At 69.3% G+C, this 24738-nt stretch carries 26 protein-coding genes; 21 read left to right on the forward strand and 5 right to left on the reverse strand.

Going from position 1 to position 24738, the window contains the following annotated elements:
* Positions 1-64 precede the first annotated feature (64 nt).
* The 8 genes from DEU38_RS04385 (at position 65) to DEU38_RS04420 (ending at position 6674) form a co-directional block, all read left to right on the forward strand.
* Entirely contained in the window at positions 65-388 is a 324-nt protein-coding gene (locus DEU38_RS04385) for a WXG100 family type VII secretion target (RefSeq protein WP_254622616.1), read from the forward strand.
* Positions 389-435: 47 nt separating this feature from the next.
* On the forward strand, positions 436-726 hold the full coding sequence (locus DEU38_RS04390; RefSeq protein ID WP_114718877.1) for a WXG100 family type VII secretion target: 291 nt from the start codon (positions 436-438) through the stop codon (positions 724-726).
* 154 nt (positions 727-880) lie between these two features.
* Positions 881-2125 (forward strand): ornithine--oxo-acid transaminase, encoded by a 1245-nt coding sequence (rocD, locus tag DEU38_RS04395; protein WP_114718878.1) that lies wholly within the window; start codon positions 881-883, stop codon positions 2123-2125.
* A 171-nt stretch (positions 2126-2296) separates the two neighbouring features.
* A complete protein-coding gene (gene rplM / locus DEU38_RS04400; RefSeq protein WP_114718879.1) occupies positions 2297-2740 on the forward strand; it encodes a 50S ribosomal protein L13 in 444 nt (147 codons plus the stop codon).
* The gene (rpsI, locus tag DEU38_RS04405) at positions 2737-3252 is read left to right on the forward strand and encodes a 30S ribosomal protein S9 (RefSeq protein WP_114718880.1); all 516 of its coding nucleotides are present in this window, start codon (positions 2737-2739) and stop codon (positions 3250-3252) included. The genes rplM and rpsI overlap by 4 nt, the downstream gene beginning before the upstream one ends.
* 153 nt (positions 3253-3405) lie before the next feature.
* Positions 3406-4743: a phosphoglucosamine mutase gene (glmM, locus tag DEU38_RS04410; protein ID WP_114718881.1), complete on the forward strand. Its 1338-nt coding sequence runs from the start codon at positions 3406-3408 to the stop codon at positions 4741-4743.
* Between the two features lie 114 nt (positions 4744-4857).
* The gene (locus DEU38_RS04415; protein WP_114718997.1) at positions 4858-5160 is read left to right on the forward strand and encodes an N-acyl-D-amino-acid deacylase; all 303 of its coding nucleotides are present in this window, start codon (positions 4858-4860) and stop codon (positions 5158-5160) included.
* A complete protein-coding gene (locus DEU38_RS04420) occupies positions 5160-6674 on the forward strand; it encodes a hypothetical protein (RefSeq protein WP_114718882.1) in 1515 nt (504 codons plus the stop codon). The genes DEU38_RS04415 and DEU38_RS04420 overlap by 1 nt, the downstream gene beginning before the upstream one ends.
* A 1-nt stretch (position 6675) precedes the next feature.
* On the opposite strand, the gene DEU38_RS04425 is transcribed toward DEU38_RS04420, so the two are convergent.
* Positions 6676-7551 (reverse strand): dienelactone hydrolase family protein, encoded by an 876-nt coding sequence (locus tag DEU38_RS04425; RefSeq protein WP_114718883.1) that lies wholly within the window; start codon positions 7549-7551, stop codon positions 6676-6678.
* Between the two features lie 98 nt (positions 7552-7649).
* Between DEU38_RS04425 and glmS the strand changes: the two genes are divergently transcribed.
* The gene (gene glmS, locus DEU38_RS04430) at positions 7650-9512 is read left to right on the forward strand and encodes a glutamine--fructose-6-phosphate transaminase (isomerizing) (RefSeq protein WP_114718884.1); all 1863 of its coding nucleotides are present in this window, start codon (positions 7650-7652) and stop codon (positions 9510-9512) included.
* 28 nt (positions 9513-9540) lie between these two features.
* On the opposite strand, the gene DEU38_RS04435 is transcribed toward glmS, so the two are convergent.
* A complete protein-coding gene (locus DEU38_RS04435; RefSeq protein WP_114718885.1) occupies positions 9541-9894 on the reverse strand; it encodes a cupredoxin domain-containing protein in 354 nt (117 codons plus the stop codon).
* Between the two features lie 73 nt (positions 9895-9967).
* On the opposite strand from DEU38_RS04435, the gene DEU38_RS04440 reads away from it, so the two are divergent.
* From DEU38_RS04440 to tsaD, 8 genes are all read left to right on the forward strand, one after another.
* Positions 9968-10747 (forward strand): VOC family protein, encoded by a 780-nt coding sequence (locus DEU38_RS04440; protein WP_114718886.1) that lies wholly within the window; start codon positions 9968-9970, stop codon positions 10745-10747.
* 2 nt (positions 10748-10749) lie between these two features.
* Positions 10750-12201 carry an NAD(P)H-hydrate dehydratase gene (locus DEU38_RS04445; protein WP_114718887.1) on the forward strand — a complete coding sequence of 484 codons (1452 nt, stop codon included), beginning with the start codon at positions 10750-10752 and terminating at the stop codon, positions 12199-12201.
* A gap of 100 nt (positions 12202-12301) precedes the next feature.
* Positions 12302-13480, forward strand: a complete 1179-nt coding sequence (gene alr, locus DEU38_RS04450) for an alanine racemase (protein WP_254623025.1) — start codon at positions 12302-12304, stop codon at positions 13478-13480.
* Positions 13477-14571, forward strand: a complete 1095-nt coding sequence (locus tag DEU38_RS04455; RefSeq protein WP_114718889.1) for an alpha/beta fold hydrolase — start codon at positions 13477-13479, stop codon at positions 14569-14571. Before alr ends, DEU38_RS04455 begins: the two co-directional genes overlap by 4 nt.
* Positions 14561-15061, forward strand: coding sequence for a tRNA (adenosine(37)-N6)-threonylcarbamoyltransferase complex ATPase subunit type 1 TsaE (gene tsaE / locus DEU38_RS04460; protein ID WP_114718998.1), 501 nt, complete (start codon positions 14561-14563; stop codon positions 15059-15061). Before DEU38_RS04455 ends, tsaE begins: the two co-directional genes overlap by 11 nt.
* Before the next feature lie 26 nt (positions 15062-15087).
* Positions 15088-15744, forward strand: a complete 657-nt coding sequence (gene tsaB, locus DEU38_RS04465; protein ID WP_114718890.1) for a tRNA (adenosine(37)-N6)-threonylcarbamoyltransferase complex dimerization subunit type 1 TsaB — start codon at positions 15088-15090, stop codon at positions 15742-15744.
* The gene (rimI, locus tag DEU38_RS04470; RefSeq protein ID WP_114718891.1) at positions 15741-16238 is read left to right on the forward strand and encodes a ribosomal protein S18-alanine N-acetyltransferase; all 498 of its coding nucleotides are present in this window, start codon (positions 15741-15743) and stop codon (positions 16236-16238) included. The genes tsaB and rimI overlap by 4 nt, the downstream gene beginning before the upstream one ends.
* 5 nt (positions 16239-16243) lie before the next feature.
* Complete coding sequence (gene tsaD, locus DEU38_RS04475; RefSeq protein ID WP_114718999.1) at positions 16244-17284, forward strand: tRNA (adenosine(37)-N6)-threonylcarbamoyltransferase complex transferase subunit TsaD; 1041 nt, start codon at positions 16244-16246, stop codon at positions 17282-17284.
* Here tsaD and DEU38_RS04480 read toward each other — a convergent pair.
* The gene (locus DEU38_RS04480) at positions 17229-18626 is read right to left on the reverse strand and encodes an exopolyphosphatase (RefSeq protein ID WP_114718892.1); all 1398 of its coding nucleotides are present in this window, start codon (positions 18624-18626) and stop codon (positions 17229-17231) included. The two genes, tsaD and DEU38_RS04480, sit on opposite strands and share 56 nt — an antisense overlap.
* Before the next feature lie 207 nt (positions 18627-18833).
* Between DEU38_RS04480 and DEU38_RS04485 the strand changes: the two genes are divergently transcribed.
* Positions 18834-19415, forward strand: coding sequence for a potassium channel family protein (locus DEU38_RS04485; protein ID WP_114718893.1), 582 nt, complete (start codon positions 18834-18836; stop codon positions 19413-19415).
* On the opposite strand, the gene DEU38_RS04490 is transcribed toward DEU38_RS04485, so the two are convergent.
* On the reverse strand, positions 19412-21145 hold the full coding sequence (locus DEU38_RS04490) for a TIGR03767 family metallophosphoesterase (RefSeq protein WP_114719000.1): 1734 nt from the start codon (positions 21143-21145) through the stop codon (positions 19412-19414). The two genes, DEU38_RS04485 and DEU38_RS04490, sit on opposite strands and share 4 nt — an antisense overlap.
* An 82-nt stretch (positions 21146-21227) precedes the next feature.
* Positions 21228-21827, reverse strand: coding sequence for an XRE family transcriptional regulator (locus DEU38_RS04495; protein ID WP_114718894.1), 600 nt, complete (start codon positions 21825-21827; stop codon positions 21228-21230).
* Between the two features lie 199 nt (positions 21828-22026).
* On the opposite strand from DEU38_RS04495, the gene DEU38_RS04500 reads away from it, so the two are divergent.
* The 3 genes from DEU38_RS04500 (at position 22027) to DEU38_RS04510 (ending at position 24735) form a co-directional block, all read left to right on the forward strand.
* Positions 22027-22833 (forward strand): IclR family transcriptional regulator, encoded by an 807-nt coding sequence (locus tag DEU38_RS04500; RefSeq protein WP_114718895.1) that lies wholly within the window; start codon positions 22027-22029, stop codon positions 22831-22833.
* A gap of 63 nt (positions 22834-22896) precedes the next feature.
* Positions 22897-23829, forward strand: coding sequence for a 3-carboxyethylcatechol 2,3-dioxygenase (locus tag DEU38_RS04505; protein ID WP_114718896.1), 933 nt, complete (start codon positions 22897-22899; stop codon positions 23827-23829).
* An 87-nt stretch (positions 23830-23916) separates the two neighbouring features.
* A complete protein-coding gene (locus tag DEU38_RS04510) occupies positions 23917-24735 on the forward strand; it encodes an alpha/beta fold hydrolase (protein WP_114718897.1) in 819 nt (272 codons plus the stop codon).
* Positions 24736-24738 lie beyond the last annotated feature (3 nt).

Here is a 24738-nt window from a genome sequence, read left to right on the forward strand (position 1 = left end):
GGGGGATCGGTGGCCGGACGCGGAAGTGGGACAACGATGCCGAGCGCATCCGAAGGAGTTCGAAGTGGGCGGACAGGATCAGTTGAAGGCCACAACCGAGACGATGGAGGCCACCTCTCGTCGTGTCGGCGAGATGAAGGGCGACCTCGACGGATTGCTCGGACGCATTCGGGCCGAGGTCGACGGGATCCGTGGTAGCTGGGGTGGCGGCGCTGCGGGCGCGTTCCAGAACCTCATGGAGCAGTGGGACGGCAGCTCCAAGAAGCTCAATGATGCGCTGCAGTCGATCAGCGAGAACATCAAGGCGAACAGCGTGCAGTTCGATACGACGCAGCAGGATCACACCGCGGCGATCAACAACGTCGCGAGCAGCCTGAACATGTCTTGAGTATCTCGATCGCCTGAATTCGCAGACCTTTACCGACAGGAGCAGTCATGAGCACCCCCATCCATTATTCGTTCGGCGAGATCGAGGCGCTTCAGCAGCGGATCGACGGCCTTCAGAGTGAGATGAACGGGAAGCTGGAGGATCTCAAGAAGGCCGTCGCCCAGATGGTTGTGGACTGGGACGCCTCTTCATCCGACGCGTACCAGGAGCACCAGGCCAAGTGGGACGGCGCGGCGCTCGAGCTCAACCAGGTTCTCGACGCCGTCGGCCGTGTCGTCGGCCAGGGCAACTCGGACATGCGGGACGTGAACAACGCCGCCGCCAAGAGCTGGGCGTAGTCCGCTACGTCTGACGCGTGTGCCCCGACGGAAGGAGAGCCGTCGGGGCACACGCATGTTCCGGTGAGAACGATTGCCGCCGCGCGCCGGTCGGCGGATACTGGCGTGATCCGAATGCGGTGGCGCACAGCGCCGGACCGGAAGGCGGACCGCCATGACGACTGGACATCGTGTCGATGGAGGGCTCGTGCCGGTGACGGACGCGACGCGGGCCGAACTCGCCCGCGCCGACGTGCACAGTGCTCACAACTACAGCCCGCTCCCGGTGGTCATCGAGTCCGGGTCCGGTGCGTGGGTCCGGGGCATCGACGGAGTCGACTACCTCGATGTCCTGGCCGGATACTCGGCGCTGAACTTCGGGCATGCGCACCCCGAACTGGTCGAGATCGCGCGTGAACAGATCGGTCGGCTCACCCTGACCAGTCGCGCGTTCCAGCACGACCGGTTCGCGCAGTTCTGCGCCGACGTCGCGCGGCTGTGCCGCAAGGATGCGGTCCTGCCGATGAACACGGGCGCCGAGGCGGTGGAGACCGCACTGAAACTGGCCCGCAAGTGGGGATACGACGTCAAGGGCGTGCCGCACGATCGCGCCGAGATCATCACCTGTTCGGGGAACTTCCACGGCCGCACGATCGGCGTCGTCGGGTTCTCGTCGGATCCGGATGCCAGGGACGGTTTCGGGCCGTTCCCGCCGGGGTTCCCGTCCGTCGAGTACGGCAGTGTCGATGCGGTGGCGGATGCGATCACCGAGAACACCGTCGCCATACTCGTCGAGCCGATCCAGGGGGAGGCGGGCGTGCTGGTGCCGCCGGACGGATACCTGGCCGGTGTGCGTCGGCTGTGCGACGCCCGCGGCATCCTGATGCTCGCCGACGAGATCCAGAGCGGCCTGGGCCGGACGGGGGAGACGTTCGCGTGCGATCACGAGGGGGTTGTCCCTGACGTTTACATCCTCGGCAAGGCGCTCGGCGGTGGACTGGTCCCGGTGTCCGCGGTGGTCGCCGACCGCGACGTCATGGATGTCATCCACCCCGGTCAGCACGGCAGCACGTTCGGCGGGAACGCGCTCGCCTGCGCCGTGGGAAGCGGTGTCGTGCGGTTGCTCGAGACCGGTGACTACCAGCGGCGCAGCCGTGAGCTCGGGCGACATCTGCACGCGCTGCTCGCGGACCTGCCGGGGGACTGCGTCGCCGAGGTCCGGGGCCGTGGCCTGTGGGCCGGCGTCCAGCTGGCGTCCGGGCAGCCGTCGGCACGGGTGATCTGCGAGCGGCTGCTGGCCCGGAGGGTGCTGGCGAAGGACGCACACGAGGGCACGATCCGGATCGCGCCGCCGCTCGTCATCTCGCGTGAGGACGTGACCTGGGCGGTCGAGAAGCTGGCCGACGCCCTCGCCGAGTAACGGCACTTTGACCCTGGTCGGTCCCAGCCGGTATCGTTCTACGTCGGTGTGCCGTCTCTTACCGTGCCTTCGAGCGCGGGGAGGGGTGGTTCTCGGGTCTCAACTGGCCGCCGAGAACCATCAGCGCAGCACACTCGGCCAGCAGCAGAAACGAACAGACGAGGAAGTTCTGTGCCTACGTATTCCCCGAAGGCCGGAGACGTGACCCGTACCTGGCACGTCATCGACGCCACAGACGTGGTGCTCGGTCGCCTTGCCGTGCAGGCAGCAAACCTGCTCCGCGGCAAGCACAAGCCCACCTTTGCACCGCACGTTGACGGCGGCGACTTCGTCGTCATCATCAATGCCGACAAGGTTGCCATCAGCGGCAACAAGCGTACGGACAAGTTCCTGTACCACCACTCCGGACACCCGGGTGGCCTCAAGTCCCGTTCGGTCGGCGAGGTTCTCGAGAAGAACCCCGATCGCCTGGTGGAGAAGGCCGTCACCGGCATGCTCCCGAAGAACAAGCTGGGCCGCGCCATCGCGGGCAAGCTGAAGGTCTACGCAGGCCCGACCCACCCCCACACCGCGCAGCAGCCGGTGCCGTTCGAGATCAAGCAGGTCGCCCAGTGAGCAACGAAGACTTCAACGAGGCCGTCGAGGCTGTCGAGGCCGTGGCAGACGACGTCTCGGAGTACACCACCGAGACCGAGGTCGTCGAGTCGTACGAGGCTGCTCCGCAGGCCCCGATCGTCATCGATCGTCCGGTCCAGACCGTCGGTCGCCGTAAGGAGGCGGTCGTCCGCGTCCGCCTGACCCCCGGCACCGGTGAGTTCAAGCTGAACGGCCGCACCCTCGAGGATTACTTCCCGAACAAGGTGCACCAGCAGCTGATCAAGGCTCCGCTGGTCATGGTCGAGCGCACGGAGTCGTTCGACATCACCGCTCTCCTGACCGGTGGCGGCCCCTCGGGCCAGGCAGGCGCCCTGCGTCTCGCCATCGCCCGCGCTCTGATCGAGGTCACCGCCGAGGATCGCCCCGCGCTCAAGCGTGCCGGCTTCCTGACGCGTGACGCTCGCGCCGTCGAGCGCAAGAAGTACGGCCTGAAGAAGGCCCGTAAGGCATCTCAGTACTCCAAGCGCTGATGTGTCGCCGGAGCCGGCATTCGTGTCGGCTCCGGCACCTGTTCGATCACGAGAGCAGGCGTTCGTAGAGTTCTTCGCTACCGGACGCCTGCTTTTGTGCTTTACCTGGATACTCACCCGGATTGCTCAACCGGAATGCGAGGGATCGGTTCTATGGGTCGTATGTTCGGCACGGACGGCGTGCGCGGCTTGGCGAATGCCGAGTTGACCGCGGAGTTGGCACTGAAGGTGGCCGCGGCCGCGGCCGAGGTGCTCGCACCGCCGGGATCCGAGTCGGCCCGGCCCGTGGCAGTGGTCGGTCGTGATCCGCGGGCGAGTGGCGAGATGCTCGAGGCAGCCGTGACGGCCGGACTCACCGCGGCCGGCGTCGACGTCGTCCTGGTCGGCATCCTGCCCACACCGGCGGTGGCGTACCTGACCGGCGCCTACGGGGCGGCGCTGGGCGTGATGATCTCCGCGTCGCACAACCCCATGCCCGACAACGGCATCAAGATCTTCGCGGCGGGCGGGCACAAGCTCGACGACGAGGCGGAGGACCGGATCGAGGCCGCGATCGCCGCGGGACCCGCGCGACGTCCCACCGGTGCCGGCATCGGGCGTGTCGACGTCGCCTTCGACGCGACGAGTCGATACCTGGCCCACCTGACGAGTGCCCTCGACACTCGGCTCGACGGGCTCACCGTTGTCGTCGACTGCGCGCACGGCGCCGCGTCGACGGTTGCGCCCGATGCCTACCGCAACGCCGGTGCGACGGTAATCGCGATCAATGCCGATCCGGACGGGCTCAACATCAACGACGGCTGCGGGTCGACGCATCTCGAGGCGCTGCAACGTGCCGTCGTCGAGCACGGCGCGGATATCGGTCTGGCGCACGACGGCGACGCCGACCGCTGCCTCGCGATCGACGCGACCGGTGCGGTCGTGGATGGCGACGCGATCATGACGGTCCTGGCGATCGCGATGCGCGACGCCGGTGAACTCGTCGACAACACTCTTGTCGCGACGGTGATGAGCAACCTCGGCCTCCACATCGCGATGCGCGAGGCCGGGATTGCGTTGCGCACCACCGCTGTCGGTGACCGGTATGTGCTCGAGGAACTGCGCTCGGGCGGGTTCAGCCTGGGCGGTGAACAGTCGGGCCACGTCGTGCTGCCCCGCTACGGCACCACGGGTGACGGCGTGCTCACCGGTCTGCGGCTGATGGCACGGATGGCCGACACCGGTGCGTCGATCGCCGATCTGGCGGGCGCGATGACCGCGCTGCCGCAGGTGTTGGTCAACGTCCGGGTCGCCGACAAGTCCGCTGTCGCGGCCGCGCCGCAGGTCCGGTCGGCGGTGAGCGAGGCGGAAGCGGAACTCGGCGACACCGGCCGGGTGCTGCTGCGTCCCTCCGGCACCGAGCAGTTGGTGCGGGTCATGGTCGAGGCGGCCGATCTCGAGATGGCGCAGCGCATCGCGGAGACGCTGGCGGAGAAGGTGGTGTCCGCCTAGCGCACCTGGCCCACCGAACCCGCACACCTAGCGGAACCGCGGGCCGCGCCGCTGCGTCGAACAGGACGAAGGATCCGAATCGACAGGCACCGACAGGTGCGGAAGGCGGAACCGATGGCGGATGTGGTCGCGATCGACGTTGCGGGGGTGCGGGCGACGGCGCAGGCGTTGCAGGCGGGAGCGGAGCTGCTGACCGGGGTCTCCCGGACGGTGAGCGAGTGCGGTTTCGGCTCCTCCGATGCCGGTACGACTGACACCGCTCGTGAGCAGGCCGTACGGGACGGCTATGCGCGGCTCGCGCGGGCTATCGGCGCGTGGGCTGCCGGTTCGGCCGATGGCGCCCGTGCTCTCCGTGGTACCTCCGACGCGTACGAACGTCAGGAGTCGGCGAACGTCGTCGCGCTGGGTGGGCGGTAGTGGACGCGATCCTCGATGCCGGCGCAAGCGGTCTGCAGTACTTCGCGGTGTTCCTGCCCCGCGCCGCCCTCGTCGCGGACGGCACCGGCACCGGTGAGCTGTCGGCGACCCCCGACCAGGTCGAGGCGCGTTACTTCCAACAGCGGGGCATCGACCTGACCGCGCTCGACGCCGACATCGAGGCGATCGGGCGGATCACCTGCAGTCTGGATCGGACGTTCGACGATGAGACCCGGGCAGTCCGGGCTCTGCCGGAGGCATGGCAGGGGCCCGACGCCGAGCTGGCCTGTCGGCATCTGTCCGGCAATCTCGAGCGGGCGGATCGGTTGCGGAGCTCCGCACATGACGTCCGGACCGCGCTGGTGGCTGCCGAGCGCGAGCTGCGCGAGGTCGTGACCCGGAAGTCGGAGTGGGTGCGCGATCGGGACGCGTCGCAGCTCGGCGGGCGTACCGTCGCCGAGATCGACACGATGCTCGGGACGTCCGGATACCTGTCCGGTGGCGCTTCGGCCGGTGTCGGACCGTTCGAGGAGTCGTGCCGCGAATGGCTCGCCGGGGTCTTCCTGCCGCACGTTCGGGACACGCTGCGCGAGTTCACCGCGCTCTGTGACGCGACGGAGACGGCGGTCGACGACATCTACTGCACGCTCGCCCGCGTCTTCGCCCAGATCGACGACAGCGCCTTTCCCGCCCCCGGCACGCTCGCGGTGGACTGTCGGACGCGCACCCCGGTCGCGGCGGCGCAGTGCAGCGCCGCGCCCGTGCAGGCGTCGGCAGCGACGGCTGCGACACCAGCGCCAGCGCCGACATCCGTGACCGCGGTGCCGTCAGCGACACCAGCGACGGCGCTGACACCGGTGACGGCAGAGTCGAGCCTGAGCGGTCTCGAACGTCCGCCCGTGCAACCCGGCGCCACATTGCAGGGGTCGCTGGCGCTCGACGGCGCAGTCCGCGCGGTGGGCGCCGTTGTCGGGATGGTAGCGGATGTTGCGCTCGACATCGTCGACGGCCTCGTTCGCGTGGCGGCGGAATCGACTCTGTCGGGCGGCAGTCTCGATCTCGAATCGGAGCGGGGCTGTGACTGCGACTGCGCATGCGACTGTGCCCGGCCAGCCGAGGCGGCACCCGCGCAGGAGGCGCCGGCCACCGAGCCGCCGCCGGCCACCGAGCCGCCGCCCGCTCCCGAACCGGCACCCGCCCCAGAACCGTCGGTGACCCCGGTACCCGACTGCCCGGAGGACGAGGCGCCGGTTGTGGACGAGCCGGTGGAACAGCCCGCACCGCAGGCACCCCCGGTGGAGGAAGCGCCGGCCGACTACTGCGCTCCCGCGCCGGAACCGGCGGCGGGATCGGAGGTCGGGTCGACGGGCGCTCCGGCCGCGCATTCGGTCGTCGGAGCACCGCCGGGGTCGCCGCGCCGCCGGGCGGAGGAACCGGCGATCGCCGAGATGGGATCGCAGCCGTTGCCCGGTGAGGAGACCGGCGCCGTGCTCGCGGAAGCCGGTCCGCTGTGAGCTAGCGGCCGAGAAGCTGCCCGATCTGGGCGCTCGCGTGGTGCGCGGCGGCATCGCGGGCGTCGAGCGTGTCGTCGGTCTCGTCGCGCACGGCCGGATGGGTGCCGGGGAAGTGCGCGTCGGCGTCGGCGAACGAGGCGTAGGCCTTGTCGCCGGTGAGGTGGTGCAGCAGGAACCCGGTCACGAGCGCCCGCGTCACGTGCTGGGTGCGGCGCTCGAACCCGCCGACGCCGAGGAAACCGAGGAGTCGCCGCCCCTCGACGACGCCGGCGCTCGAACCCTTGTCGACGACCCGCAGCAGGCTCTCGCCCTTCCACGCGTCGGCGAGGGCCAGCGCGTCGCTGTTCAGGGAGTCGACGTCGTTCGCCCCGGCGAGGACGAGTCCCGGCACGTCGATCCGCGCGGCCGCGACCGTCGCGGACGGTGCGGTGGGGGCGGGGAACAGTGCGGCGACGGCCTTGACGCGGGCCGTCCGGGCCGCCGCGAGCACGGCCACACCGGCACCCATGCCGTGTCCGGCGAAGGCCAGGCGCTCGGGGTGGACGCTGATCCGGCCGGGACCGAGGCGCACACCGGTGCAGATGTCGAGGGTGGTGCCCAGGTCGGCGGCGAGCCCGAGGTGTGACGGCACCGGGCCGCGTTCGGTAGCCGGCGCCGCAGCGACGATGCCCCATGATGCGAGGTGTTCGAGCGTCGCGGCGTAGTTGACGGTGCTCGCCAGCCAGTCGTGCGCGAAGGCGACGGCGGGGAGATTGAACCCCTCGGCGGGGGTGTAGACCACGCCGGGTTGCCCCGCGAGCGCCAGGTCGCCGCGCAGCACCTTGTGTGGGCCACGCTTGGACAGCTTGGATACCAGGGACTTCGGTGTCTGCGCCACGGGGGAGACGTTATCCGATCGGGTGCGACCCCCGGGAGTTGCGCCGCATCGCCCGTCCGAGTTCGTTCCGGACTGTGGTCCAAGTACCCTGGTGAACCATGTGCGGAATCGTGGGTTACGTGGGCCACCGCCAGGCTTTGGGTGTTGTCGTCGAGGCGTTGCGGCGGATGGAATACCGCGGCTACGACTCCGCCGGGATCGCCGTGGCGGACGGTGTGGGCGGGCTGGCCACCGAGCGTAAGGCGGGGCGCCTCGCCAATCTCGAGGCGGAGCTCGCCGAGGTGGGCGCCGACAAGTTCGTCGGCACCACGGGAATGGGTCACACCCGCTGGGCCACCCACGGCAAGCCGACCGACCGCAACGCCCACCCGCACCGCGATGCGGGCGGCAAGCTCGCCGTCGTGCACAACGGCATCATCGAGAACTTCGCGCCGCTGCGCGCCGAGCTCGAGGCCGCCGGGGTGGACCTGCTCAGCGACACCGATTCCGAGGTCGCGGTGCACCTCGTCGCGAAGGCGTACGAGAGCGGTCCCACGGCGGGCGACTTCGTGGAGAGCGCGCTGTCGGTACTGCGTCGGCTCGAGGGCGCGTTCACGCTCGTGTTCACGCACGCCGACCATCCGGACATGATCATCGCCGCGCGTCGTTCGACGCCGCTGGTCGTCGGTGTCGGTGAGGGCGAGACGTTCATCGGGTCGGACGTGGCGGCCTTCATCGAGCACACGCGCGATGCCGTCGAGCTCGGGCAGGACCAGGTGGTGGTCATCACCGCCGACGGTTACACGATCACCGACTTCGCCGGCAACGAGCAGCAGGGGCGCCCGTTCACGATCGACTGGGACCTGCAGGCCGCCGAGAAGGGAGGTCACGACTACTTCATGCTCAAGGAGATCCAGGAGCAGCCGCAGGCCGTCTCCGACACGCTCCTGGGCCATTTCGCCGACGGCAAGATCGTCCTCGACGAGCAGCGACTGTCGGATCAGGAGCTGCGCGACGTCGACAAGATCTTCGTCGTCGCGTGCGGCAGCGCCTACCACTCGGGCCTGCTCGCGAAGTACGCGATCGAGCACTGGACGCGGCTGCCCGTCGAGGTGGAACTGGCCAGCGAGTTCCGTTACCGCGACCCGGTGCTGGATCGGTCGACGCTCGTCGTCGCGATCTCGCAGTCCGGTGAGACCGCGGACACGCTCGAGGCCGTCAAGCATGCGAAGGACCAGAAGGCTCGGGTCCTCGCGATCTGCAACACCAACGGTGCACAGATTCCCCGTGAGGCCGACGCCGTCCTCTACACGCGGGCCGGTCCGGAGATCGCCGTGGCCTCCACCAAGGCCTTCCTCGCCCAGGTGACTGCGAACTACCTGGTGGGATTGGCCTTGGCGCAGGCGCGCGGCACGAAGTACCCGGACGAGGTGGCGCGCGAGTACGCCGACCTGGCCGCGATGCCGGAGCTGGTCACCCGGGTGCTCGCGACCGTCGAACCGGTGCGCGCGCTCGCACGCGAGTTCGCGCAGTCGCCCGCGGTGCTGTTCCTAGGTCGCCACGTGGGTTACCCGGTGGCGCTCGAGGGTGCGCTCAAGCTCAAGGAGCTCGCGTACATGCACGCCGAGGGCTTCGCGGCCGGTGAGCTCAAGCACGGTCCGATCGCGCTGATCGAGGAGGGCCTGCCGGTCATCGTGATCATGCCGTCGCCGAAGGGCCGGGCGGTGCTGCACTCGAAGCTGGTCTCCAACATCCAGGAGATCAAGGCGCGCGGCGCGAAGACGATCGTCATCGCGGAGGAGGGCGACGAGGCGGTGCGGGCACACGCCGACCACCTCATCGAGATCCCGGCCGCGCCGACGCTGCTGCAGCCGTTGTTGTCGACGGTGCCGCTGCAGGTCTTCGCCGCCGAGGTGGCGCAGGCCCGTGGCCTGGACGTCGACAAGCCGCGCAACCTCGCGAAGTCCGTCACGGTCGAATAGCGAGACCGTCAGGACAGGCTCGGTGTCGTCACATCACGATGACGACACCGAGCATGTCCGGGTGCAGCGAGCACGTGTAGTCGTAGGTGCCGGGCTCGGTGAAGGTGAACTCCCACGTCCCGGTGGTCTTCAACGGGCTGCGCAACACCGATTTCGCGTCGCCGAGGCCCACGACGTCGTGTGGTGTGCCGCGATCGTCGAACACCCACGTCACCGTCTGGCCCGCGGAGATGGTGACCGACGAGGGCGAGTAGGTCATGTTCGAGACCTTGACCGTCGGCCCGCTGTCGGCGACGGGTTCGTCGGTCGAGGAGTTGGTGCAAGCGGAAAGGCTTGCAGCCAAGGCGATTCCGGCGATCATCGCAGTTGCCCGTGTCTTCATGGGATTCAGCGTAGTCTGGCGATGATTGTGCCTCGAGTTACATCTCCCGACCTCGAGTTCGCGAGGAGTAGTCATGCCAACCCGTGAATCCGCGCCGATCGGTGCGCCCTGCTGGATCGACCTGCAGACCTCGGATCCCGAACGCGCCGCCGCGTTCTACGACGCCATGTTCGACTGGACCCACGAATCGTCCGGAGAGGAGTACGGCGGTTACGTGATGTTCTTCTCCGACGGGAAGCCCGTCGCCGGCATGATGGCCGGGCAGTCGGGGAACCCCTACGTGAACATCTGGACCACGTATCTGGCCACCGCCGACGCCGATGCCACCGCGAAGGCCGTCACGGAGTCCGGCGGTCAGGTGATGATGGAACCGATGACCGTGCCCGAGCAGGGCCGGATGGCGATGTTCCTCGATCCGTCCGGCGGGGTCGTCGGGGTGTGGCAGCCCGCCGAGCACAAGGGCTTCGGTGTCATGGGCGAACACGGTGCCCCCGCGTGGTTCGAACTGGTCAGCAAGAACTACGACGCCGCGTTGCCGTTCTATCGGGACGTCTTCGGCTGGAACCTGGCAACTCTCAGCGACACGGGCGAATTCAGGTACACCACAGGCCGGTTCGACGGCGAGGACCTGGCCGGGATCTTCGACGCGAGCACCGCGATGCCGGCGGACGTGCCGTCGCACTGGCAGATGTTCGTGGCGGTGGATGACACCGACGCCGCTGTCGCGCGGCTCACGGAACTCGGCGGGACGGTGCTGCGCGAGCCGTGGGATTCCGAGCACGGCCGGATGGCGAACGTCGCCGATCCGAACGGCGCGCAGTTCATGATCTCCGGTCCGGTGGCGGCCGGGTAGAGATGCGGAACTTCTACACGGCGCAGCAGGTCAAGGCCGCCGAGGCGCCGCTGCTGGCGCGCCTGCCCGAGGGCACGCTGATGCGGCGCGCCGCGTACGGCCTGGCGCGTGTCGCGGCCGACGAACTGCGGGATCGAACGGGGGGCGTGTCGGGCCGCGACGTCACGCTACTGGTGGGCTCGGGTGACAACGGCGGTGACGCGCTGTGGGCGGGAACGCTGTTGCGCCGGCGTGGCGTGGCGGTCACCGCGGTCCTACTGAACCCCGAGCGCGCACACGCCGCCGGATTGGCGGCGCTGAAGGCCGCCGGTGGGCGCGTCTCGTCGGATCCGGGCAGCCCCGACCTGGTGCTCGACGGGATCGTCGGGATCTCCGGCAAGGGCCCGCTGCGCCCGGCCGCGGCCGCGATCGTCGCGGAACTCGATGCCCCGATCGTCGCGGTCGACCTGCCCAGTGGCGTGGACCCCGACACCGGTGCCGTCGACGGTCCCTCCGTGACCGCTGCCGTCACCGTGGCGTTCGGGGCGCTCAAACCGGTGCACGTCCTGGCCGCGCCGAGGTGTGGCCGGGTCGAACTGGTGCCGATCGGCCTGGACCTGCCGACGCCCGACCTGGTCGCGCTCGACGCGTGGGAGGTGGGCCGGTTGTGGCCCGTTCCGCGGCCGGCGGACGACAAGTACACGCAGGGCGTGGTGGGTGTCGTCGCGGGCAGCGGACGTTATCCGGGCGCTGCCGTGCTGTCCTCCGGCGCCGCGGTCACCGCCACCGCCGGGATGGTGCGGTATGCGGGTCGTGCCGTCGCGGAGGTGCTCGATCACTGGCCCGAGGTGGTCGCTGCCCCGTCGCCCGCCGATGCGGGCCGAGTGCAGGCGTGGGTCGTGGGCCCCGGCATCGGCACCGACGACGACGCCCTGACGGACCTGCGGACGGTGCTGGAAACCGACCTACCGGTCCTCGTCGATGCCGACGGGCTGAACCTGCTGGCCGAGCACCCGGATCTGGTGCGGGGGCGCGGTGCGCCGACGTTGCTGACCCCGCATGCGGGCGAGTTCGAGCGGCTCACCGCTGTCGCGCCGACGCCGGACCGCGTCGCCGCGACGCGGGCACTGGCCGCCGAGTGGGGCGTGACCGTGCTGCTGAAGGGTCGGGCCACCGTGATCGCGGACCCGCACGGCCGGGCGTACGTCAACGACGCGGGCAGTTCGTGGGCGGCCACGGCCGGGTCGGGTGACGTCCTGTCCGGCGTCATCGGTGCGCTGATGGCGACGGGTCTGGCGCCGGCGGCCGCGGCCGCGGCGGGGGCCCGGGCCCACTCGCTCGCCGCCAACCTCGGGGCGCGGGAGGGTTCGGAGGACATCGGGGACGCCGGGCTCGCGCCGATCTCCGCGTCGACGCTGCTGGCGCACCTGCGGTCCGCGATTCGGATCCTTCGCTCACATGTGCCCGAATCGTGACTGGTCGGGTTGTACCCAGGAACCGGGCTGGTCCCGGTGAGTGGCAGGATCGAATTCTGTGACTACTAGCGCGCAGGAGACCGACACCGACCCGAACACCGTGAGCGCCACCTCGGCGGCGGACACACCCCCTCCGGCGGCGGCGCCGCAGGCGGAAGCGGTGATCGATCTCGACGCGGTAGCCCACAACGTGCGGATCCTGCGCGAGCACGCCGGCGATGCGGCGGTCATGGCCGTCGTGAAAGCGGACGCCTACAACCACGGCGCGGTTCCGGTCGCGCGGGCCGCACTCGCTGCCGGTGCCCGGGAACTGGGTGTCACCACCCTCGCCGAGGGCATCGAACTCAAGAACGCCGGGATCACCGCCCCGGTGCTGTCGTGGCTGCACACCGCGGACTCCGACTACGCCCCCGCGATCGCGCTGGGCGTCGAGGTGGGGCTGTCGTCGCCGCGGCATCTCGCGGCCGTCGTCGCGGCGGCGCGGGAGGTCGGCACGCCCGCGACCGTGACGATCAAGGTCGACACCGGCCTGAACCGGAACGGCGTCTCGCGTGAGGAGTGGACGGACTTCCTGAAGGACCTCGCTCGGGTCGAGGCCGAGGGGGCGGTTCGTTTCAAGGGTGTGTTCTCGCACCTCGCGCACGCCGACGAACCGCACCACCCCGCTATCGACGATCAGCGGGAACGTTTCACGGGTGCCCTCGCGGACGCCAAGCGGATCGGTTTGGCTCCGGAGGCGGCGCACCTGTCGAACTCGGCGGCCACCCTCACCCGTGCTGACCTGCAATTCGACATGGTTCGGCCCGGAATCGCGATATACGGACTGTCCCCGGTGCCGGATCTGGGGACGTTCGGCCTGCGGCCGGTCATGACGTTCCGATCGAGGGTGGCGCTGGTGAAGAAAGTGGCAGCTGGTGAGGGTGTGTCCTACGGGCACACGTGGGTGGCCCCGCACGACACGACGGTCGCGTTGCTGCCGGTCGGGTACGCGGACGGTATTCCGCGCGCGCTGGGCGGACGGTTCGACGTGCGCCTGGGTGACGACCGGCGCCCGGGCATCGGGCGGGTCTGTATGGACCAGGTCGTCGTCGATCTCGGTCCCGACGGTGCCGGTGTGCAGGAGGGCGACACCGCGGTGTTCTTCGGCAACGGCGAGCACGGTGAACCGCACGCACAGGAGTGGGCGGACGCGCTCGACACCATCCACTACGAGGTGGTGACCTCGGTGCGGGGCCGGACGGTGCGAACCTATGTCGGCGGTCCCGGCGGTCGTTCGTGAACGTCCTGAACAGGCTCGGCCTGTTCGGGGGAGTGCTGGGTGCCGCGGCGATCGGCGCGATCGCGGGGATCAACGTCGTCAAGTCTGCGGCGACGCGACGAGGACCGGAGATCTACGGGTCCGAGGACTTCGCGCTCATGACCGGCGACCGCAGCCGCGTCGTGGCGACCGAGGACGACGTGCCACTGCTGGTGCGGGAGGTGGGTCCACCGGATGCGCCCCTCACGGTGATCTTCGTGCACGGCTACTGCCTGCGGATGGAGTCGTGGCACTTCCAGCGCGCGCAGCTCGCGGAGCGGTGGGGCGATTCCGTCCGCATGGTGTTCTACGACCAGCGCGGGCACGGTGAGTCCGGCGTGCCCGCCGCCGAGAGCTGCACCATCGCCCAGCTCGGCCGCGACCTGGCGGCCGTCGTCGAGGACGTGGCGCCGTCGGGCCCGGTGGTGCTCGTCGGGCACTCGATGGGCGGCATGACGATCCTGGCGATGGCCCGGCAGTTCCCGGAGCTGTTCGACGACAGGGTGATCGGTGTGGGGCTGCTCGCGACGACCGCCGCCGGCCTGAACAAGTCGGGGCTCGGACGCAACCTCGACAACCCGGTCATCGACGGGTTCCGCCTCGCGGTGCGCACCGCCCCCGGCGCCGTGCAGCAGGCACGGGGCGCCGCGCGCGCGATCATCTCGCCGATCCTGCGGGCCGCGTCGTACGGCACCGAGGTCAGTCCGCGGCTGGTCGCGTTCTCGGAGGGCATGCTCAACGACATCTCGGTGGTGACGATCGTCAACTTCCTCGAATCGTTGGAGTTGCATGACGAGTCGGAGGCGCTGCCGGTGCTGTCGGACACACCGGCGCTGGTGCTGTGCGGTGACGCCGACATGATCATTCCGTTCACCAGCTCCAAGTACCTCGCGGCCGCCCTGCCGCGCTCGGAACTGGTGCGGGTGCGCGATGCCGGCCATCTCGTGGAGCTCGAGTTCCCGCAGGTAACCTCCGATGCGATCGATCGGCTGGTCCGGCGTGCCGTGTCGAGTCGTGCGGACCACGAGAATGCTGTGCCGGCGGGTGAACTGGAGCGAACCGATGTCGGCTGACACACGTACCGGGGGCAACGCGACCCTGCCCACGACCGAGGACACCGAGGCTCTCGGGCGGGCGCTGGCCCGCGACCTCGTCGCGGGTGATCTCGTGGTGCTGGACGGCCCGCTGGGCGCCGGGAAGACCGCGCTGACCCGCGGTATCGCGGCGGGTCTGGGCGTCGAGGGCCGGGTGACGTCGCCGACGTTCATCATCGCGAGAGAGCACCGGCCGGGGACGCGCCCCGACGGTGGCGCGCCCGTCGGCCTGGTCCACGTCGACGCGTACCGCCTCGGCGGCGAGGGCGGTGACGCGGGCTCGCTCGATATGCACGATCAGCTCGACGCGCTCGATCTCGACACCGACCTGGGCGACGCCGTCGTCGTGGTCGAGTGGGGCGAGGGCGTGGTGGAACATCTGGCGGATCGGCACCTGCGGGTGCGGCTGCGCCGCGAGCCCGAGTCCGATGTCCGCACCGCGAGCTGGGAGTGGGTGCCGCGCGCGTAGTACGGAGCCGAGTAGCCTGGTCTACCGTGCTTGTCCTTGCCATCGACACCTCCACTCCCGTGGTCACCGCGGGCGTCGTGAGCTTCGACCCTGATTCGGACCCGGGCGTTCCTCGGACGCTGGCCGTCCGAGTCACCGTCGACGCCCGAGCGCATGCGGAGGTCCTGACCCCGCAGATTCTGGACTGCCTGGCCCAATCGGGCCACAGCCCCGCCGATCTGGACGCGGTCGTCGTCGGCGTGGGGCCCGGTCCGTTCACGGGTCTGCGCGTCGGTATGGCGACCGCCGCCGCGTTCGGCGATGCGCTGGGCATCCCGGTACACGGGGTGTGCAGCCTGGACGCGATCGCCGCCGATGTCTCCGGAGAGCGGGACCTGTTGGTGGTCACCGATGCTCGTCGCCGCGAGGTGTACTGGGCGCGCTACTCCGGCGGGGCGCGGGTCGAGGGGCCCGATGTCGTCAAGCCGTCCGATCTCGATCCGTCGCCGTCGCAGGTGATCGCGGGCTCGGCCTCGCACGTGGACATGTTCGACCTGCCGGTCGAGCCGGTCGAGACCCCCTCACCGGCCGGTCTGGTGAAGGTCGCGGCGCAGGCACTGCGGGTGGGCGTGGAGCCGGAACCGCTGGTGCCGTTGTACTTGCGGCGCCCGGACGCGGTGGAGTTGGCGGACCGCAGGAAATGAGCATCCGCATCGTTCCGATGGCCGACACCGACACCGACAGGTGCGCCGAGCTCGAGCAGGTGCTGTTCCCCGGTGACGACCCGTGGAGCGCGCAGGCGTTCCGGTCGGAACTCGCGGGCGGGCACAATCACTACTTCACGGCGCGCGACGACGCCGACACACTGATCGGCTACGCCGGGGTGGCACTGCTCGGCAACAGCGTGACGCCCGAGGCCGAGGTACACACCATCGGGGTGGATCCGTCGGCGCAGCGCGGCGGCATCGGCGGAGCGCTGCTGGCCGAACTGCTGCGCGTGGCGGACAAGTGGGGTGGGCCGGTGTTCCTCGAGGTCCGCACCGACAACGAGCCGGCGATCGCGCTGTACAAGCGTGAGGGCTTCGAGATCGTCGGCACCAGAAAGCGCTACTACCAGCCGAGCGGCGCGGACGCGTACACGATGCACCGCCCGGCGCGGATCGACGCGGAGGCCGCCGAGCGGCAGGGCAAGGAGTGACGGCCATGATCGTGATGGGTATCGAGAGTTCGTGCGACGAGACCGGGGTCGGGATCGTCCGCTGGCACGATGACGGGCGCTGCGAGCTGCTCGCCGACGAGGTGGCGTCGAGCGTCGACCAGCACGCCCGCTACGGCGGTGTGGTGCCCGAGGTGGCCTCGCGCGCGCACCTCGAGGCGATGGTTCCCACGATGCGTCGCGCCCTCGCGGCCGCGGGCATCGACAAGCCGGACGCGATCGCCGTGACAATCGGCCCCGGTCTCGCCGGCGCCCTGCTGGTCGGTGTCGCGGCGGCCAAGGCGTACGCGGCCGCGTGGGACGTGCCGTTCTACGCGATCAACCATCTCGGCGGGCATGTCGCGGTGGACACGATCGAGCACGGCCCGATGCCGCCGTGCGTCGCGCTGCTCGTCTCGGGTGGGCACACGCACCTGCTGCACGTGGAGGAACTGGGCCGCAAGCCGATCGTGGAACTCGGCACCACGGTCGACGATGCGGCCGGTGAGGCGTTCGACAAGGTCGCGCGCCTGCTGGATCTCGGATTTCCGGGCGGCCCGGCGCTCGATCGCCTGGCGCAGCAGGGCGACCGGGATGCCGTCGTGTTCCCGCGCGGCATGACCGGTCCCCGGGATGCCCGGCACGACTTCTCGTTCTCCGGGCTCAAGACTGCGGTGGCGCGGTTCGTGGAGGCCAAGGAGCGTGCGGGCGAACCGATTCCGGTCGCCGATGTCGCGGCCGGATTCCAGGAGTCCGTGGCGGACGTGCTGACGATGAAGGCGGTTCGCGCGGCGCAGGACGTCGGCGTCGACACCCTCGTTCTCGGCGGCGGCGCCACCGCGAACTCGCGGATCCGGTCGCTCGCGGAGGAGCGGTGTGCTGCGGCGGGATTGACGCTGCGGGTGCCCAGTCCGCGGCTGTGCACCGACAACGGCGTGATGATCGCGGCCCTCGGCGCGCACCTCATCGCGGGAGGCACACAGCCGTCGGCGCTCACCTCGGCAACGAATCCGGGACTTCCGGTGTCGGTGAGCCAGATTCGGGACTGACCTCTGGCTGCGGCCCGGCCGGCTCGGTCCCCGGGGCGGGCGGCTCGGAGGTGGGGGTCTCGGAAGCCGGCGGCTCGGAGGTAGGCGGACCGGTGGTGGGCGGCTCGGTGGTGGGCGTGGTCGGATCGGCCGAGAGGCTCGGAGGGTCGCCGTCCGGAGTCGGAACCCCCGGTACGAGACCCGGGAGCCACGTGGGCAGTTCGGGCCACATCGGCGGAATCCACGGCCGACTCTGCGTGGTGCTCGGTGGCGGTGTCGTCGTGGTCGGCGCCTCGGTGGTGGTGGGCGTCGGGGGAGTCGTCGTGGGTGGGGGCGGTTCGACGGTGGTCGTGTACTGCGTCGTCCAGGCCGGACCGCTGTAGTCGTCGGTGGTCGGCAGTGGCACCTGCGAGGCGGGCGCCTGAACGGTCGAGGTCGGGGTCGGATCGCCCGACGGGATGTCGGTGTCGTCCGGATCGACAGTGGGGACATCGGGTTCGCCCGTGGGTGTCTCGATGACCTGGCTGCCGGTGGGTGCGTAGTTCTCCTCGCTCTGCGGGATCACTTCCTTGACGCCGTAGCCGAGCATCAGGCCACCGACGACGAGTGCGCCGACGATAGCACCCGTCCCACGTCCTCCACCCGACCCGGCGACCACCGGGAAATCCTGTCTGGCGTTCGATCCGGCCAGCAGCGCGGCGCCTTTGGCGGTCGCGGCCTCCGGTTCGGGCACGACGATCGTGACGCCGTCGAAGCCGGCGTCCAGTGCCGCCCCCACGTCGGTGATGTTTCCGCCGCCGCCGACGAGGACCGCGGCCTCGGGGGTGCGGAAGCTGCGAGCGCAGGTGCCGGTCACGAACTCGACGACGCGCGAGGCGATGTCGGCGTCCGGTTCATCGGCTGCACCGTCGCCGCTGACGGTCGTGGTGCGGTCACGGCACAAGATCGAGCCGCTGGCCTGGTCGACGACCGTGACGGTGAGTCCCGATGCGCCGAGATCGACGACCGCGATGCTCCCGTACTGCGCGACCAGCCCGGTGCTACGGAGATAGGCCAATGTGGCGGCCGTCTCGGGAATCAAGCGGATGGCCCGACGTTGGCGCTTGGCCGCGGACCGAACGGCTGCGGCGTGGCCCTCGGTGCGGTACGCCACCGCGATCGCGTCCGGCTCGATCTTGTGGTCGGGAACCTGGACGGTCATCAGGCCGATCGCGGAGAGGCTGAGGTCGCCGAGGTCGGTGTGGGTGCCGAGGTCCGAGGACAGCGTCCGGTACTCCATGGACTGCATGCCGGTGTCGTCGGTGGCGACGAGTGCAGTGCACACGCCGGCCGCTCCGGCAGAGATACCGAGTGAACTTCGCACTTGTCCACCTCCCACTTTCGGTGTTCGGATCTGTTCGCGTTCTCGACTCGCTCGCACCGGAAAGCTGGACTACTTCCCTTCCAGACGTCGACGTCGTTATCCGAACGTTACCGAAGATCGGTCCGCTCTGCTCGGTCAGGTGTGTCGTCGCAGGTCGGTGCCGACATTCGCGGTAGTACGGTGTGACGGATGCAGAAGCGAGAGCCTATGACCGACCCGGCCCGACTGCAGGAGCTCGACAAGCACGAGCGCCGTCGATTGCTGCGTCGGGCTCTGCTTCGTCCGCTCGGCACGGTTGTCGTTCTGGTCATCGCGTACTTCGCGCTGCCGATGGATCACCTGTCGAACGCGGGCATGGTCGCGATCCTCGTCGGCGGCCTGCTGTTCGTTGTGGCGTTGTGTATCTGGCAGGTTCGGCAGATCTTGCGCTCCCCGGTGCCCGCCATACGGTCGGCCGAGGCCCTGATGGTGACGCTGCCGGTGTACTTGCTGGGCTCGGCGGTGGCGAGCTTCCTCCTGTCCCAGATGAATCCGGAGTCGTTCACGGAGCCGCTGACCAGGATCGATGCGCTGTACTTCACGCTCACGGTCTTCGCGACGGTGGGCTTCGGCGACATCGCGGCGGTCGACCAGACTGCCCGTGCGGTGGTCACGGCGCAGATCGTCGGGAACCTCGTCATGCTTGCGGTCGGGGTACGACTGCTGACCGAGGCCGTGCGGTGGAGCAAGGCCCGGCGGGAGACCGACGGCGGCGCGGACGCCCCGAAGGACGCCCGCGCCGACGACTAGCGGAGTGTGGCCAGGACCAGTTCCACATTGTGGTCCGGGGAGCCGCCCAGCAGTTTCGGGTCGGCGTGGATGTCGTTGAACGAGAACTCGCGGTACAGCGACGCCAGGCCCGCCGGAGAGAAGTCGTCGTAGTCGACCTGGTACGGGCTGTCGGCCTCGATCAGCGTGGTCAGCAGCGACACCGTGCCGTCCTCGTTGTCGACCACCTCGATGATGCGTCCCTGCTGCGGGAAGTCGATGTGCGATGCCGTGTTGATCTCCCAGAATCCCTGTGCCGGAGTCTGGCCCACCTGTGCGGTGATGCGGTTCTCGTGGGTGTGGCCGTTGACCCAGGCGAGGACATTCGGGAAGCGGTGCAGCATATCCACCAGCTGGGCGCCCTTGTACCGGGGCTCGAGCGGGCGCTCCGGGTCGGGCAGGGTGTTCGCCATCGTGGTGCTCGTGTGGTGGCTGAACAGCACGAAGTAGGTATCGCTGCGGCTCTGCGTGACGAGCGCGCCGTTGGTGTCGTAGTACTTGCTGCTGCCCGCGAGCAGCGTCTGCTCGATCCACTCGAACTGCGCCTCGCCGAGCGAGCCGTCGACGAAGCCCGCGCGGTTGGTCGAGTCCATGCTGATGCCGATCACGCCGGGCGCGATCTCGAAGGTGTAGTAACCGATTCCGGTTTCGTCGGCGTCGGCCGCGAAGCCGTGGCCGACCGGGCCGGGGCCGGCGTTCGCCGGGTCGAGGTGGGCGGCGATGAACTCGCGCGGCGTGAAGGGGTGGCGCCGCGCGTCGGGGGTGACGATGCGCGGCGGGGTGGTGATCGCCGACAGCAGGTTCAGGACGGCGGTCGGATCGGAGCTCAGGGCGCTCGAGATGCGCGCGGCCTGGTCGGAGGAGTCCGGGACCTCGAACTTCTTGTCTCCCGTGTACATCTGCTCGAGGAACGGGATGCCGCTCGGGAGGGTGCCCTCGACGGAGTCGTCGTGGTTGCCGAAAACGCTGTACCACTTGGTGTTCAGGCCGGGGCTGGTGACCGGCTGCAGTGCCGCCGACAGCAGGCCGGGGACCTCCGGGAATCCGGTCTTCTTGTAGATGTCCTGGATCGACGACTCGGGATTCCAGTACAGGTCCGCGCCCGAGTTCTGCACGCCCTCGTAGCGGGTCGGATCGCCGGTGTTCGGAACGATCGTGCCACCGTTGAGTGCCTTGAGGAACCAGTCGAGTTCGACGTGCTCCTTGTTGTCGGTGTTGTCGCCCGTGGTGATCACGGCGTCGAAGTCGCGCTGTGTGTGCGGACCCTGGCGCAGCGAGTTGACCCGGTCGATGAGGGAGACGAGGCCCTGCGCGGTCATGGTCTCCTGCGGCCGGAACGCGGCACCCTGGAAGGGGTGGACGTACTCGAACCGAACGGGTGACTGGGCGTCGAGCACGTGCACGTCGGTGAGCTGAACCATGGACGCGAGGGCGGAGCGACGGTCCTCGCGACCGGACTTGGGCTCGGCCAGATCGGTGCGGACCACCAGCGGCCAGCCCGGACCGGCGGTGAGACGGCGGTATCCGCTGCTGCCCAGAGGAACGGCGACGGATTCGAGAGTGGTGCCTGCGATCGACGCGGGCAGCGGGGCCGCGGAGGCCTGTGCTGCGAGCGGATTCCACGACCGGCTGCCGATGAGAGGCAGTCCGGCGACTCCGAGCGCTCCGATGCCGGCCGCTCCGAGGAAGGACCGCCGATTCCAACCGTTCATCTGCTGTTCACACACGGCGCCCACTGTAGGGGACGGTTCGTGCCACAGACTCCTGTTCGCCCCCTTTGCGGCCCCGTGTCGCTCAGTGACGGCTCTCGTCGGAGAGCGGTCCGAACTGTGGGACCTGCGGCATCGTCGTCACGACGTGCACGGTCGCCTCGCTGCTCAGTGCGGCGAGGATCCAGGGCGCGTCGCTGGGGAACTGGACGAAGTCCCCGGTGGTGAGGTTCGTCAGTTCGTTCGTCGGGCCGACTCGCACCTTTCCGGAGACGACGTAGGCGTGGATCAGGGTCCCGGCGGAGTCGGCCGGGCGCACCATGCTCTCGACGTCGCCGCCCGGCGCCTGCCGCAGTCTGGTCAGGCTCGTGCGCACGTAGCCGGAGCCGTAGATCTGATCGAGCACCTTCGTCGAACCGATATCGGACCGGTCGTTCCACGAACCCTCGCCGGAGCGGACGACGAACACCCGCGTCCCCCACTCGGTCACCAGGCGCCGCAGCGGAACGTCGAGCGCCTCGGCGATGGCGTCGATCGTCTCGACTGTGGGATTGCCGACACCCTGCTCGATCTTCGAGAGCGTCTGCTTGGACAGGTTCGCCCGCTTGGCGAGGTCGCCCATGCTCATCTGTCGTTCGTTACGGAACCGCTGCACGTTGCGTGCGATCAGGCCGTTGCTGTCCAACAGGGCCTCCTTTCGTCGATGACGCAATGCGCTCAATGTTCCACACGATTGAATCCCCGCTCGACCGTGTGTCACTTTTAATATCACTATCGTCCATCTTGACATCGAAACGGCAGGTGGGCACACTCGATCGCGAAGGCGCCGCCACGGGCCGTCGCGCCGGGAATGTCCTCTTTGCGTAGTGATTGGGTAGGGATCGATGGGTGTGCAGGAGTTGACCGATCTGTCGCATTCGGGGTCGACGCGGGACGGCCGTGCCGCCGTGGACAAGGCGATGAGCCTGCTCACCAGCTTCGGGCAGGAGGCGTACTCCGGCGTCGGTGTCAGCGAACTCGCGCGCCGATCCGGGCTCAGCAAGTCCACCGCGTTCCGCATCCTCGGGATGCTCGAGCGCAACCACGCCGTCGAGCGGGTCGGCAGCGACTACCGGCTCGGCGCCGAGCTCCACAACCTCGGTGGCCGGGTATACGCGCCGCAGCACTCCGTGATCCGCGACGTCCTGACTCCCTACCTGGCGGACCTGTACGAGGCGACCCGGCAGACGGTGCATCTCGCGGTCCTGCACGGTCCCGACATCCTCTACATCAACAAGCTCTACGGCCACCGTCACGTCGCGTCACCGTCGCGGGTCGGCGGGAAGGCGCCGGCGCACTGCACTGCGGTGGGCAAGGCGCTGCTCGCATACTCCGGTCAGGACGCCGAGGATCTGCTGGGCTCGGATCTCGCGGCCCGCACCGCTCGGACGGTGACCGACATCGGACAGTTGCGTGTCGAGTTGTCGCAGGTCCGGCGGTCCGGTGTCGCGTTCGACCGTGAGGAGACCCGCGAGGGCCTGGTGTGCATCGGGGGAGTCGTCAACGGCTCGGGTGCACGCCCTGTCGCAGCGTTCTCGGTGTCGGGTCCGGTTGCGAGCTTCTCGCCGGCGAGCGTGGAGCCCGCCCTGCGTCGGGTGAGTCTGGCCGCGTCGCGCGCGCTGTGCGCGTCCCAGATCGCACTCGCGTCGTAGCGACGCCACAACTTCCAGGAAAGAACCTCTCCCGGAATCTGATTCAGGCTGAAGGAGCCCTACATGCCAGTCGCACTGGTTGCGCTGTCCCATTCACCCCTGATCGGGCTGAACGATCCGGCTCAGGAGGTGCTCGACGAGGTCGACCACGCCGTTGCCGGGGCGCGAGCGTTCATCGAGGAGTTCGCTCCCGAGGTCGTCGTGCTGTTCGCGCCCGACCACTACAACGGCTTCTTCTACGAGAAGATGCCACCGTTCGCTATCGGCACCGGCGCAATCGCGGTGGGCGACTTCGGTTCCGCGGAAGGCGAGATCCTGGTCGACACCGATGCGGCCGACGCGATCGCCGAGGGTGTCCTCGAGCGTGACATCGACCTCACGATCTCGGCACGCATGGTCGTGGACCACGGATTCGTGCAGCCGCTCGAGATGCTGTTCGGCGGCATCCGGTCGGTGCCGGTCGTGCCGGTGTTCATCAACGGCGTCGCGGCCCCTCTCGGCCCGGTGCGCCGGATCCGGCAGTTCGGCAAGGCGCTCGGTGAGGCCGCGTCGCTGCTCGACAAGCGCGTGCTGTTCCTGGCGTCGGGCGGACTGTCGCACGATCCGCCGGTGCCGATCCTCGCCGGTGCGCCGCCGCGGGTCGCGGAGGCGCTGATCCTCGGCAACCCGCCCACCCCCGAGCAACGTGCCCGCGGTGAGCAGCGGGTCGTGCAGTCCGGAATCGATCTGGCGGCAGGAACTTCCACGCGTAAGCCGTTGAATCCGGAGTGGGACAACGACGTTCTCGACATCGTCGCCGCCGGTGACATCGCGCAGTTCGACGGCTGGACCAACGAGTTCTTCGAGGCGAACGGTGGCGGGTCGTCGCACGAGGTGCGCACGTGGATCGCGGCCTACGCGGCACTCGCGGCGTCGGGTGCGTACGAGTTGCAGTCGCGGTACTACCGGCCGATCCCGGAGTGGGTTGCGGGCTTCGCGGTGACCACCGCGAAGTAGCGACTCTCGCCGACCTCTCTCAGCGACCCTGGACATCGCTGTCGCGCGGTGTTACTCATGACGTAGTGCTTCAGGGGAGGGGGCGTCATGGTGACATCCGCGCGACGGGCGGGGGCCGGCGAACGTGTTTTGCTGCTGCACGGATTCACGCTGTCACACCACGTGTGGCATCGCGTGGTCGACGAACTTGCTTCGGACTACGACGTCCTGGCGCTGACGATGCCCGGTCACTGGGGCGGTCCGCGGCTGCGATGGCGGGATCTCGGCATCTCCGGTATTGCCGACGGGATCGAACGCGAGCTCGACGTGATCGGCTGGGACACATGCCACGTCGTCGGGAACTCGCTCGGCGGCCAGGTGGGATTCGAGCTGGAGCGGCGGGGCCGGGCCGCATCGCTCGCCGCGATCAATCCTGGTGGAGGTTGGAAGCGCTTCTCGGCGACGGAGTTCCGGATGGGGATCGGGTTCGTCGCCCAGTTCCCGCTCGCGGCGCTCGCCCGGGTGCTCGGCGATCGCGCCGCGTCACAACCGCTGTTCCAGCGGCCGATCATCCGCAATTGCAGCCACGACATGTCGGTCGTCGACCCGGCAGACGCCACCGACGTGATCCGTGCCGTCTCCCGCTGTTCGGTCTACCTGCCGATCCTGCTCGCATTCCTGCGTGACGGCCCACTGACGGGTCTGGACGCGGTGAGGGCGCCGACCTCGTTGATCATCTCCGAATTCGATTCGTTCTTCCTGCGGGAGAAGTTCATCCAACGCTTCGTCGACGAGCTGCCCGACCATGTCCAGGAGGTCGCCCTCCCCGGAGTCGGCCACATACCTGCGCTCGAGAATCCGCAGCTGGTCGCCGCCGCCATCCGCGCACATCTCGATACGGCCGCCCACCGCGACGGCGTCGCCTGAGGG

Source organism: Rhodococcus sp. AG1013, from assembly GCF_003350365.1.
Taxonomy (GTDB): Bacteria; Actinomycetota; Actinomycetes; order Mycobacteriales; family Mycobacteriaceae; genus Prescottella.